This window comes from Gilliamella sp. WF3-4 (assembly GCF_001690275.1).
Lineage (GTDB): Bacteria > Pseudomonadota > Gammaproteobacteria > Enterobacterales > Orbaceae > Gilliamella > Gilliamella apicola_C.
Genome location: NZ_LZGW01000052.1, coordinates 20,289 through 32,880, shown reverse-complemented (window position 1 = coordinate 32,880; position 12,592 = coordinate 20,289). Strand labels below are relative to the sequence as shown.

General features: G+C 36.2%; 15 protein-coding genes. 14 read left to right on the top strand and 1 reads right to left on the bottom strand.

The window, feature by feature from the left end:
• Window positions 1-463 precede the first annotated feature (463 nt).
• Window positions 464-1,159 (top strand): endonuclease, encoded by a 696-nt coding sequence (locus A9G47_RS11560; RefSeq protein ID WP_065642947.1) that lies wholly within the window; start codon window positions 464-466, stop codon window positions 1,157-1,159.
• On the opposite strand, the gene A9G47_RS11555 is transcribed toward A9G47_RS11560, so the two are convergent.
• On the bottom strand, window positions 1,152-1,343 hold the full coding sequence (locus A9G47_RS11555) for a hypothetical protein (RefSeq protein ID WP_065568057.1): 192 nt from the start codon (window positions 1,341-1,343) through the stop codon (window positions 1,152-1,154). The two genes, A9G47_RS11560 and A9G47_RS11555, sit on opposite strands and share 8 nt — an antisense overlap.
• A 428-nt stretch (window positions 1,344-1,771) precedes the next feature.
• On the opposite strand from A9G47_RS11555, the gene A9G47_RS11550 reads away from it, so the two are divergent.
• The 13 genes from A9G47_RS11550 (at window position 1,772) to A9G47_RS11500 (ending at window position 12,582) form a co-directional block, all read left to right on the top strand.
• On the top strand, window positions 1,772-2,299 hold the full coding sequence (locus A9G47_RS11550) for a hypothetical protein (RefSeq protein ID WP_065642946.1): 528 nt from the start codon (window positions 1,772-1,774) through the stop codon (window positions 2,297-2,299).
• A 5-nt stretch (window positions 2,300-2,304) separates the two neighbouring features.
• Complete coding sequence (locus A9G47_RS11545) at window positions 2,305-2,763, top strand: type II toxin-antitoxin system YafO family toxin (protein ID WP_065568055.1); 459 nt, start codon at window positions 2,305-2,307, stop codon at window positions 2,761-2,763.
• Window positions 2,764-2,970: 207 nt separating this feature from the next.
• Complete coding sequence (locus tag A9G47_RS15075) at window positions 2,971-3,195, top strand: phage holin family protein (protein ID WP_081303651.1); 225 nt, start codon at window positions 2,971-2,973, stop codon at window positions 3,193-3,195.
• The gene (locus A9G47_RS11540; protein ID WP_065642945.1) at window positions 3,155-3,691 is read left to right on the top strand and encodes a lysozyme; all 537 of its coding nucleotides are present in this window, start codon (window positions 3,155-3,157) and stop codon (window positions 3,689-3,691) included. Before A9G47_RS15075 ends, A9G47_RS11540 begins: the two co-directional genes overlap by 41 nt.
• 232 nt (window positions 3,692-3,923) lie before the next feature.
• A complete protein-coding gene (locus A9G47_RS11535; RefSeq protein ID WP_141674857.1) occupies window positions 3,924-4,220 on the top strand; it encodes a lysis system i-spanin subunit Rz in 297 nt (98 codons plus the stop codon).
• 373 nt (window positions 4,221-4,593) lie between these two features.
• Complete coding sequence (locus A9G47_RS11530) at window positions 4,594-5,238, top strand: phage tail terminator protein (RefSeq protein WP_065642943.1); 645 nt, start codon at window positions 4,594-4,596, stop codon at window positions 5,236-5,238.
• On the top strand, window positions 5,228-5,398 hold the full coding sequence (locus A9G47_RS13675) for a DUF2635 domain-containing protein (RefSeq protein WP_081297895.1): 171 nt from the start codon (window positions 5,228-5,230) through the stop codon (window positions 5,396-5,398). The genes A9G47_RS11530 and A9G47_RS13675 overlap by 11 nt, the downstream gene beginning before the upstream one ends.
• A gap of 2 nt (window positions 5,399-5,400) precedes the next feature.
• Window positions 5,401-6,900: a phage tail sheath subtilisin-like domain-containing protein gene (locus A9G47_RS11525; RefSeq protein ID WP_065580756.1), complete on the top strand. Its 1,500-nt coding sequence runs from the start codon at window positions 5,401-5,403 to the stop codon at window positions 6,898-6,900.
• Window positions 6,900-7,262, top strand: coding sequence for a phage tail tube protein (locus A9G47_RS11520; RefSeq protein WP_065580757.1), 363 nt, complete (start codon window positions 6,900-6,902; stop codon window positions 7,260-7,262). The genes A9G47_RS11525 and A9G47_RS11520 overlap by 1 nt, the downstream gene beginning before the upstream one ends.
• Window positions 7,262-7,588, top strand: coding sequence for a phage tail assembly protein (locus tag A9G47_RS11515; RefSeq protein ID WP_081295695.1), 327 nt, complete (start codon window positions 7,262-7,264; stop codon window positions 7,586-7,588). The genes A9G47_RS11520 and A9G47_RS11515 overlap by 1 nt, the downstream gene beginning before the upstream one ends.
• Window positions 7,589-7,718: 130 nt before the next feature.
• Window positions 7,719-10,166 (top strand): phage tail tape measure protein, encoded by a 2,448-nt coding sequence (locus A9G47_RS11510; protein ID WP_065642942.1) that lies wholly within the window; start codon window positions 7,719-7,721, stop codon window positions 10,164-10,166.
• The gene (locus tag A9G47_RS11505) at window positions 10,166-11,545 is read left to right on the top strand and encodes a DNA circularization protein (RefSeq protein ID WP_065642941.1); all 1,380 of its coding nucleotides are present in this window, start codon (window positions 10,166-10,168) and stop codon (window positions 11,543-11,545) included. Before A9G47_RS11510 ends, A9G47_RS11505 begins: the two co-directional genes overlap by 1 nt.
• Window positions 11,542-12,582: a phage baseplate assembly protein gene (locus tag A9G47_RS11500; protein WP_065568045.1), complete on the top strand. Its 1,041-nt coding sequence runs from the start codon at window positions 11,542-11,544 to the stop codon at window positions 12,580-12,582. The genes A9G47_RS11505 and A9G47_RS11500 overlap by 4 nt, the downstream gene beginning before the upstream one ends.
• The last annotated feature ends 10 nt before the right edge of the window (window positions 12,583-12,592 follow it).

The window sequence follows — 12,592 nt, the reverse complement described above, 5'->3', positions numbered from 1 at the left end:
ATAAATCATTAACTTTACAAGAGCATCGCTCATTATTGAATTTAAAAGAAAGCCTCATCTAGAGGCTTTTTTACTATTTAAACAAAACTTTATAGATAAAACCTCATAGACAAAGCTTTACAGTATCAACCATAAATTAAACTTGCAAACTATCTAAGTTTTCACTTGTTTACATTAATTAATGCAATCTTAACTACCTTGATTTTTTAAGATTTTATTGTTATAGTTAAGATCAAAAGCGAGGCTCTTCTCGCCTTTGATACTACTAAAAAGCTGGAAAACTTAAAAGGAGTAGAAGAACAATGATTAGTATTTTCATTTTTCTTCTCCTTATCCCAACTTAGATCGAGGGTTTACTTTCTCAAGTTTCTTGCTTGGTACTTATAGTTAATTGAGTGCGATGATTTTTAATTAGAACGCTCGATATTTTTATTTATTTTGGAGTTGTTTTTTAAACGGATTTATGAAAAAGTTTATCATATCGCTTGTGCTTGTTTCTTTTTTTGCTAATTCAACACAAAACTTTAATACAGCAAAAAACCAATTAACTAAATTGTATAAATCAAACCCAAAACAAACTGAGTTTTATTGCGCTTGTGAATTTAGCTTTAACGATAAAAAGGGCGTTGTTGATTTTGGTAAATGTGGTTACAAACCCAGAAAAAATGAAGCTCGAGCCTCTCGCATAGAATGGGAACATGTCATGCCAGCCGAAAATTTTGGGCGCCATTTACAATGTTGGCGAGATGGTGGACGTAAGGCGTGTAAAAAAGATGCTACGTTTAATCTGATGGAAGGTGACATGCATAATCTACAACCTGCAATTGGCGAAGTTAACGGTGATCGTTCTAACTACCGATACTCGCAATTCACTAATCAATTTAATCAGTATGGACAATGTCAATCTGCAGTTGACTTTAAAGCTCGTCAATTTCAACCACGTGACGAGATTCGAGGCATAATTGCACGCACTCATTTTTATATGTCAGATAAATACAACATTAACTTATCGGATTCTGAGCGCAAATTAATGACAGCGTGGAATAAAATGTATCCGCCTGAACAATGGGAATGCAAGCGCAATCAACAAATTAAACAAATTCAGGGTCATGATAATAAATTTATTACAGAGCAATGTAATAAAAAAAGCCTCAATTAGAGGCTTTTTTGTTATCAAGGTAAAATTTCACAGCATCAACAATAAGCTTGGCTTGAGGAATATCTAAGCTTTTACTTGCTTGTTCAATTAATGCGATATCATCAACGTGTAGTTTGAAGCCTTTCACTTTAATTCCTCGTTTTTGGTCACTTTTTTGATTAATTTCAACTCTTGTTAATGCCATGTTATCCGCCTTGATTTTTTTAAAATTAAATTGTTATATTTAAGGTTATCGGAGAGGTTTCCTTCTCCTTTGAACTACTTCAGAATGCTGGCGAGCTTATCAAAAGTAGCAGAATTAAAATGAATATTTTCTTTTTCATTTTTCTTCTCCTTAAGCCCTTGTCTTAGGTCGGGGGTTTACCTTATCAAGTCCTTTACTTGATGTTTATTGTTGTAAGTTAACTTACACTAAAGGTCAACAATCTTTATCTAACTAATTTTAATTTTTTATAGATTTATTACCGAATAAAATTAATGAAGTCTTATATGTATTTTTGTGGTTTATCTGTCAAAAGATAAATAGTTGTTGTATTGCTACTTTAAGTTGAATATAATTTTTCCGTTATTCCTAAGGATTTTTTCATCAATTCTAATTGTGGCAATATAATAATGAAGAGTAAAGTAGCAGTTGCGGTATTGTTATCTACGAGTTTAGTCTCTTTGAATTCAGCTGCGTCTGGAGCTATGGCTTTGTCCTCTCAGTATCAAACAAAAAGTGAAATTAACCACGAAGATATTAAAATGATAAATTTAAAAAATAAAGTAATCAATTATTTTAATATTGACTTGGTTAAAGCATTGAAAGATTCAGAAAATATTTTATATGAAATAACTGATGATTTTTCCTGTGATTTTATAAAAAATTATGACTTTTCTGCAATGCTAAAAAATTTAGTTTCTGTGGAGTCCTCAGCTTTTACATTTATAAATAATAATTTAATTACAAAGATGGATATTAAAGATTCACTTCGCTTAATATTGTCTTTGAAAAATAAAATTACAAGAATAATGCAAATAAGGGATTCACTTGATGTGGTTCCAACTTATTATAATAGTGGAATAAATACAACTCATATTTTATCGTTAGCAAACAATACAACTAATAAATTATTAAGCGAAATCAAAAACAAGGCTTAGTAATCATGGTTGATGTTATAATTTTAGAGGAAGCCAGATATTTATTTGCTGATACATTTATAGAATTCCCTAATTTTGAAAATCAATTAATTAGTGTTTTTAAAGAATATATAGAAAGTAATCGAACAAAAGTGCCTGATATTTTTGGACGTGATGTTCCGTATAGGCAACCAAACAGGCTCTATGAGCTAAATGTTCAACATATTCATTTAAAGTTGCCTCCAAACCGATTCCCAAAGAACCAGCCTCAATATTATAGATGCAACGCCACTAAAGAGCCTAATAAGGATATTTTTCTTGTTTATGTTATTTCAGATTTTAATCCTAAGAGATTTGCGCTGTTAGCAATATTAAGACCACATGCTCATAAGAAAAGTAAAGAAAGAAGAATATTAAATTTATTTTGTCAATTGGCTGAAAAATATCAAGAACAAGAATTCGAGTTATATTGTGCAACTGATTAGCCCACGAGATATTTTACATTCACCGCTTAATTACGGTTTTTTATATCCAAAGTTACCCCTACGCCACTTTCTATAATTCAAGACAACAAATTGATTTATAGATACGCTCGGGGGCTTTCAAAGAATCGACAGCAAAGCTAGACACGCACACAACTCAATATAGCTAGTACGCTGTCACCTTATTAACTCACATAAAGATATTTTAACATGGAAAGATACTCATCACCGATATCTTATTTCTGGGGCGCTATATGCACGCTTTTAGGCGCACTTAGCTTAAATGATATTGCCATTATTGTAGGTATTATCTTATCAATAGCGACATTTATTATTAATTGGTTGTATAAGCGCCGAGATTTTTATCATAAAAAAAACTTGAGAGAGCAATACTATGCGAAATACCACAAAAATAGCGAAGAGTGCGATTTGTAGTGTTTCGGTAATAATCGGTATTGTTATTACCAACTACTCAGATGACATAAGAACAAGTCAATCGGGTCTTGAAATAATCGGTAACGCTGAATCCTGCGTACGAGAGCCTTATTATTGTCCGGCTAACATATTAACGGTGGGCATTGGTTCAACGGGTAATCATATTGAGCAAAAAATTTATACTGATGATGAGATAGCAAAGCGTTGGGTCGATGACATAAAAACGGCTGAACAATGTGTTAATCGCTATGCTAAAGGCTTTCATCTTCCCCAGTCTGTTTTTGACGCTGTGACCTCAATTACCTTTAACGTTGGATGTACAAAAATGCGAACATCAACAATGTATAAGCATCTGAACAACGGTGATTATAAGGCGGCTTGTAATGAATTCCCAAGGTGGAATAAAGCAGGTGGTAAGGCTCTAAAAGGCTTAGTAATCAGGCGAGAAAAGGAGAAGGCGTTATGTCTATCTTATGTTTTATCATCGCATCGATAATGGCTATCAAAGGTGTCAACGGCTGAGGGTTGGTTTTTATTTGTCTCGTTATTGTTGAGTGGTTCATCATGTTAAAAATATCAAAAGTAAATATATCATTGATTAGTATGTTGCTATTTGTTTGTTATTTCGCCTGCAAATGTCGGCAAGATGAAAAGCTTGCAGTGGTGAGAGCAAATAAAGTTGAAGAAAAGTACGAAAAATAGCTACAAGATAACAATGAAGTAACAAAATAGAATCAAACATTATTGAGGCGATAAAAAATGGACAAGCTAAAACAGCGGTTTTACGTCATGATATCGATAATGGTTTTATCGAGTTGCGCGTCAAAGTCGAATCCGTCAAACGAGATAGTGTCACCGCCAGCAGTACTGCTAGCAAAGCCTTACGACTTGCAAGAGCTTCTCAACAAGATTATTACCATCTCACTAGCGCAATCAGCTACAACAAAGCCATGATTGATGGTTGGCGAGAATACTATTGTAAAGAGATTGCACCCAAGAATAATACAGAGTTTATGTGCAAATAAACAGTAGATATGATAAACGGATGCAACTATACACATTGGCATAAAGCATGCTTAACATATCTAAAACGAAATTTTTTGTGTTATGCGTTTTATATAAAAAGATATGAACTACCTACAGCTAGATAATGCTGATAAAACAATTTATTCAATATAGATAGCTAAAAGCTGCAATTAACCGAGCGAAAAATTATCTCCACCATTTGTCTCGACATCGTAATGCTTGATATTGCTAGTTATTGTTATAGCAAATCAGGCTTCCATAAAGGATTACTCCGTTTAAAAATTTCATGATTGGTACATTAAAGAAAGAATCATCATGGCGTAAAAACACGTTAACTACAGATCTAGTCAACTCAATGAAGCAGGTTAAACAATGAAATTATCACATATCGTTCACACATTACGCCATTTTAGCCCTAGCTTTGCAGGTCGGGTTGGCGGTGCTGCTGCGTTTTCAGCTATTAAAGATACGGCACTTTTAAAATTACCTGCCGCTTATGTTGTTCCGCTTGATGATAGAGCACAAGACAACAAGTCACAAACAGATTATTGGCAAAATGTGACAGAAAGTTTTGGGGTTATTGTTGTATTAAAACCATTAGATGAACAAGGTCAACACGAAGCATATGACATTGTCGAAAACATAAAAACCGAACTTTGGCGAGCTTTACTCGGTCTTGAACCTTCTTCATCGCATAATCCAATTCAATATGATGGTGGCGGTTTACTGGATTTAGATCAGGGAAGACTTTTTTATCAATTCAATTTTAGTGCAGTGCGCGAAGTTGGTTTTGATAATACTCGTCAACACTTTGATTTAAATGCTATTGATAATCCAATTCCCGATCCTGATTGGCAATTCGATCCAAACGACCCAAATGCCATCAAACCTCCGCAGTATAACCCGTTAAACATTGGCAACTTCGATACTCTATCAGGAACGATTAATGAACTAGATTCGGGGGTAACGGTGAATTTTCAAAATAATAATATCTATGAGGGCAATAATGATAATTAAACCTATCAATAACAAACAGGTATATGACCCAGATAACGGGGATTATTTACCTAAAGGCGGTCGTCATGTTGAGTTTAACCAATACTGGGCTAGACGACTGGCAAATAATGATGTTGAAGAAACAACCAACATCAAATTAAAACAAAAAAAGGGTAACTAAAAATGACAATTAGTTTTAACAATATTCCTAACAATATAAAAGTTCCATTATTTTATGCGGAAGTGGATTCGTCTGCGGCTAATACAATTCAAGATAGCGGTGCTTCATTAATTATTGCTTATCCATTAGCTGATAGCAGTATTGAACGTAATAAGCTCATTATTATGCCGTCTGCAGATCAAGCTAAAAAACTCGCAGGACAAGGTAGCCAATTATCTAGAATGGTTGAATCCTATCGAAACACCGATAATTTTGGTGAGTTATGGGTGATTGCTGTTGACGAACCTGCATCTGGCTCAAACGCAACAGGTACTATTCAAATATCAGGCACCGCAGAAGAAACAGGGACATTAAGTTTATATATTGGTAACTGCAAAATTCAATCGCGCGTAACGATTTCGGATACTGCGGACAATATTGCCAATGCACTAAATAATGCAATTAATACCAATTCCAATTTACCTGTTACAGCAACTATTAGCAATAGCACTATCACGTTAACAGCCAAAAACAAAGGATTGAATGGCAATGATATCCCGCTATGCTTTAACTATTACGGCACAATCGGCGGAGAAGAAACACCTGACGGATTAAATATTGCCATCACGCAAATGCATGGCGGAACAGGTACTCCAGATTTAACGCCGGTTATTGCCGCGATGGGGGACAAACTCCTTGATTTTATCGCCTTTCCATTTAATGACTTAGCATCACTCGCAACATTCAACCAAGAAATGGATGACACAGTAGGGCGTTGGAGTTATGCGCGCCAATTGTATGGACATGCTTATACTGCTAAAAAAGGTGATTTATCCGAGCTTGTCGAATTTGGTGATAAATTAAATTACCAACATATTACCGTTGCAGGCTATGAAAAAAACATTCAGACAGGTATTGATGAATTAATTGCAATGCGAACAGCGCGGAATGCAATTTTTATTCGTAACGATCCTGCTCGACCAACACAAACGGGCTTATTAAACGGCGCGTTACCCGCACCAGATAGTGATCAGTTTACACTAACAGAACAACAATCTTTGCTAAGCCATGGTATTGCTACAGCTTATGTTTCTAGCGGAAATTTATTAATACAACGTGATATCACAACCTATCAACGTAATAGCTACGGCATTGCTGATAATAGCTATTTAGATAGTGAAACCTTGCATACGCTAGCGTATGTATTACGTAAATTACGCAGTGTGATCACATCTAAATACCCACGGCATAAACTAGCAAATGACGGCACGCGATTTGGTGCAGGGCAGGCAATTATCACCCCTTCCGTCGCTAAAGCGGAAATTAATGCAACATATCGACAATTAGAATTATTAGGTTTAGTTGAAAACTTTGATGTGTTCAAAAAGAACTTAATTGTTGAACGAAATGTCAACGATCCTAATCGATTAGATGTGTTATTCCCACCTGATCTCGTTAATCAATTACGCGTTTTTGCTGTGTTAGCACAGTTTAGATTGCAATATCCAGAGGAGAAAAACTAATGACACAACGACGTATTGCAGGAACAACTTATATTAAAGTTGATGCCAACCAACTATCATTAACAGGCGGTATTGAAGTCCCAATGAATACTAATGTAAAAGAAAGTATTTTGGGATTAGATAATAGCGTTCACTATAAAGAAACATTCCGAGCTCCGTACATTAAAGGGACATTTAAAGTACCGAGTGATTTTCCAATCGACAAGTTAATGTCTAGCGATTCAATGACAGTTACCGCAGAACTTGCCAACGGTAAGGTTTACGTTTTATCTAATGCTTGGGTAGAAGGTGAAGTTAATCACAATGCCGAAGACGGTACAGCAGAAATCGAATTTCACGGTGAAGAAGGATTTTATCAATAATGAAAGAAATTAAACTATCACAGCCGATCATGGCACATGGCAATGAATTACATGTGCTGGAATTAAAAGAGCCTACCGTCAAAGATATCAAAAAATTGGGATTCCCATTTGATAGCCAAATGATTGGCGATCCTAAAAAAGTGGCTGATTACATCGTGGCATTAGGTAATGTTACACCAAGCTCGGTGGAACAACTTACACCCTATGATTTTCTAATGATTACGGGAGAAATTATGATGTTCTTTGGCCCAAAGGATCAAGTAAAGGAGGCAGAGACGCCATTGGAAGCGGAGCAAGCCCAATCATCACCATTGAATATCTTGTAAACCTTTGTTTTGAAGTTGCCAAGTACTGGCAACTTTCTCCTTTCTACATCATTGAAGAACGTTCACTATCCGAAGTCTTTGAACTCTGTGAACAAGCAAACCGCATAGAAAATAGCAAGGAATCAACATTATGACTAGCTTTAATTTAAAAGCTGCAAAGGAATATATCGATAAGCTACCGCCAAAATTAAATAATATAAAAGGCAAACTTGAAAAATTTCAAAAAAGTGTGCAAAACTCAAAGTTTGCCAAATTTGATCTAAAAGGTGCTGTAACTGGCCTTAATATTTCTGCGCCGTTTGTTAAAGGTGTGAAAGATGCAATAGCGTATGAAGAAGTTATGGCTGACATCAAAAAGGTTGTTGACTTTGATACGCCTGAGCAATTCAAACAAATGGGGCAAGATATTCGTGAAATGTCACTAACGTTACCAATGGCAGCTAAAGATATCGGCGCAATTGTTGCAGCAGGCGGACAAGCAGGTATCCCAAAAGAAGATTTAAAGCAATTTGCCGAAGATGCTGTAAAAATGGGTATAGCATTTGATAGCTCTGCGGAAGAAGCGAGTAGCACAATGGCAACATGGCGAACAGCTTTAAAGCTAACTCAAAACGAGGTTGTTGAATTATCTGATAAAATTAAATTGTTGAGCAACCCGCAAAATGCAAAAGCCAAAGATATTTCAGATGTAGTTACAAATGTAGTTACAGAAATTGGCTCGCTGGATAATATTTCTGGTAGCAGTACTGACAAGTTAGTTGCATTAAGTTCAACAATTATTTCCGTTGGTACAAATACCGATCAAGCAGCTACGGGTATAAAAAACTTTATGTCGATGCTGGCATCAGGTGAGGCTGCGACTGAGAAACAACAAGAGGCATTACAACAGTTAGGCTTCACATCAACTGAAATAGCTAACATCATGCAGAAAGATGCCGAAGGAGCGATTACATCAGTACTTGAATCGCTAGGTAAAGTACCAAAAGATAGGCAATCTGCGTTACTAGCAGATTTGTTTGGTAAAGAAAGTATTGCTGCAATTTCACCATTAGTTGATAATCTGGAACTATTAAAAACTAATTTTAAGCGTGTTGAGGATGCATCGCAATACGCTGGTTTGATGCAGGAACAGTATGAATTAAGATTAAATAACGTAGCCCAAAAATTACAAATTTTTAATAATGGTCTTAATAATATCAGTTTATCAATTGGTGAGGCATTATTACCAACATTTATCGAACTATTAAACCAAATGCAACCGTTAATCGTTTCATTCGGGCATTTTATTCAAGAAAATCCTGAACTCGTGAAAATGGCTGCGATGGCGATTGTGGGGTTAATTGGTCTTCGTGTTGCATGTGCAGGTGTGAATACTATTGTTGGTGTGCTAACAACCGGGATCGATATTTACAACGGTGTACTTAAAGCTAATAAATGGGTAACAAAGTCTCATGCGGCTATTCAATTAAAATTATCTAATGCATTTAAAAAGGTTCGAAATTCCTCAATAGCACTTAAAATAGTGACATTGGCTCATACAGGTGTTTTAAAAAGCATTACTTTAGCAACAAAATTATTTACTTTCTCGAAGATAGCATTATCTAATGCATTTAAAAAGGTTCGAAATTCCTCAATAGCACTTAGAATAGTGACATTGGCTCATACAGGCGTTTTAAAAAGCATTACTTTAGCGACAAAATTATTTACTTTCGCGCAGGTAGCATTATCTAATGCATTTAAAACGGTTCGAAATTCCTCAATAGCGCTTAAAATAGTGACGGTGGCTTATACAGGAATTTTAAAAAGCATTACTTTAGCGACGAAATTATTTGCTTTCGCACAGATAGCATTATCCAATGCATTTAAAATTGTTCGAGTTACTTCAATTGCGCTTTTCACGGTCATGGCCATGAATCCAATTGGGCTAATCATGACAGGTATAGCTATTGCTGCAACATTAATCATCACATACTGGGATGATATAGTTAAGTTCTTTCAATGGCTATGGGGGGTGATAAAACCTTACGTTATGCCTATTATTGATTATTTTATAGCAGAATTTAAAGCAGGTGGTGAAAGCATCATAAATGGCTGGCAGAGGGTGAATGAGTTTTTTAGCGGATTGTGGGCGTCTATTGAGCCATATGTAATGCTGATTTTTGATATATTCATTGAACCCTTTAAAAATGCGGGTGAAGTTATACCAACGGCATGGGAAAGTGTTCAGAATTTCTTTAAAAACCTATGGGATAACGTTAAGTCTGGCATCCAACCGCTACTAGATGCTTGGGGCTTTCTTTTCGGTGACAATGAAAAGAAAGTAAAAGTTACGGCTGATACAGCGAGTTTACCGAAAGAAATGACCAAACCAATGGTTACATGCTCCAATTATCAAACGCCTCAAATGCCAATTAATAACTTTTCAAATAATAATGCAAATCGAAATAGTAATGGTGAATTGGTTGTGAAGTTTGAAAATGCCCCGCAAGGGACTATCGTAAAACAAACTAAACAGGCATCGGGTTTTGATACTAAAGCCGATGTGGGTTGGAATCCATATGCATTAGGAGTCTATTGATGAACTTCATGAATTGGCTAAATGATTTATTACCAGCAAGTTTTCGAGGAGTGCCATTCCAAGTGAGTGGCACATCAGCTGAATTTGGTCGGCGTAATGAAACCCATGAATATCCGTTCCGAGATGTTCCTTATACGGAAGATCTAGGTCGTTCTGCGCGTAAAAATAAAATTGATGCGTTTGTTATTGGTGACGACCACAAAGAACAAGCTGAAAAACTGGTAGAAGCCATCGAGAAAGAAGGTGCAGGTACACTCATGCACCCCATATTTGGTGAATTGAATGTTAACATTACCGGCACGGCAACCGTTAGTAACTCGGTTGAAAACGGTCGAATGAGTGTTATTTCATTCTCTTTTGTTGAGGCGGGGGAATTAATCTTCCCCGATTCATCTATCGCAACAGATGATGTGGTTGATGAAAATGCAGATAATGTAGATCAAGCACTACTAGATGCATTTGAAGATTTTGATTTAATCGACGCGCCCGATTTTGTCTTGAGTAATATTCTTGATGAAACCGTGTCAATTTTAAATGACATAGCTGATGCTTATAATGCGATAACTCCCTATGTTAATGATGTGATTAAAATCCTAAATGGTGATTTATCACCCATTCTTGGTGCTAGGGGTTCATCCATTATTAATTCAATCAAAAATGTTTGGCAAAGCGCAACAACATTTTCCAATTCTGTAAATGATTTGGTAGCCAGAGTAAAGGTGTTTAACGGCGTATTATTTATAAAAAGCGTTTTGCCTAGCGCCATTTGGTCAACAGATAGCAAATCGACCCAAAAAAGAAAGAAAAATCAAAATTTAATCAATACCGCGATTCGCGTAACCGCACTGACAGAAGCATCACGAATAATTGCGTCATTGCCGAAGCAAGTTGAAGATAAAAGAAAACAAGCTTTTGCGCCTGTGGCGTTAGAATCAACAAAAGGGAAAAAAGAGAATTATTTCAGCAGAGGGGATACTTTGCCAAATGGGAACATAAACAATTCACAGGCTAACATAACAATCTCAACCATATCAACATCATCAACAGTTGAAAAAAGTAATACCATTTCATTTGATGATTTGCTGGATATCAAAGATGCTATTAATGAATCGTTTGATAAAGAACTGTCAAGAACCGAGCATGATGGTTTGTACATTGCACTAGTAAAATTAAAAGCTGCAGTTAACCAAGATATCAATGCACGCTTAATCAAAATAGAAAAAACCATTGTTTATATGCCTAAGGACGTATTGCCCGATTTAGTTTTAGCGCACTATCTCTATAACAATGCGACACGTTATGATGATATATCAATTCGCAACAACGTCCTTCATCCTGGTTTTGTGCCCGTTAAAGAACTGAGAGTACCCAAACCATGAGCGATAATAAAGTGTTGTTAAAAATTAATCACAAATACTTTGGCGGTTGGACTGATGTAAGTATTTCGGCGGGTATTGAACGACTAGCCCGTGATTTTAATGTCACTATTACTCGACAATGGCCATCATCAGGCGATGCTTCAGAAGCAAAAATTGATGTTAAAAATGGTGATTTAGTTGAAGTGTATATTGATGATGACGTGGTTTTAACGGGGTACGTTGAAGCATTGCCCATTCGATATGATGCGGGATCACTATCAATGGGCATTGTTGGCAGAAGTAAAACCGCTGATTGTATTGATTGTAGTGCAGTACCCAAACAATATAGCGGTAGTTCAACTATTCAAGTTATTCAAGATTTAGTTAAACCGTTTAAGCTAAACGTTATCAACCAAGGTAATGATGTTGGTGCTATTAGCATTCAAGCGGATCAAGGGGACACTGTTTTTGATGTCATTAGTAAAATAATGGGTATGCAACAAATTATTGTATTTGATGATGAGCAAGGGCAAGTAGTGATTGGTGATATCGGTTTCGATGAGGCAAAAACAGCCTTGGTTTTAGGAGCTAATATTTTGTCGGCGGATACTGGAAATAGTATCGAGGATCGATATTCCGATTATTTTGTCTCAGGGCAAAGCATCGGTGATGATGAAAACTTTGGTGAAGCAACGCTAGCATCCGTTAGCGCCACATCTAAAGATGAGGAAATTGTTCGTTATCGTCCATTAATCATAAAGCAGTCTGGCGACTCGAATAACGGTACTTGCCAAGAACGCTGTGAAATGGAAAAAGTGCTGAGAGCAAGCAAAACCAGAGAAGTCACTTACACCGTACAAGGTTGGCGTCAGGGGGACGGAACGTTATGGAAACCCAATCAAATGGTTGTCGTTAATGATCCGCTGCTGGGTTACGATAATGAAAAACTGGTTATTGCTGAAGTTAAATATAGCTTAAGCAGTCGTGGAACGTTATGCGAATTAAAAATAGGTCCAGTTGAAGCCTATTTGCCTGACAAGAAGAAAAAAGGTAAGTAACCAGATGGTG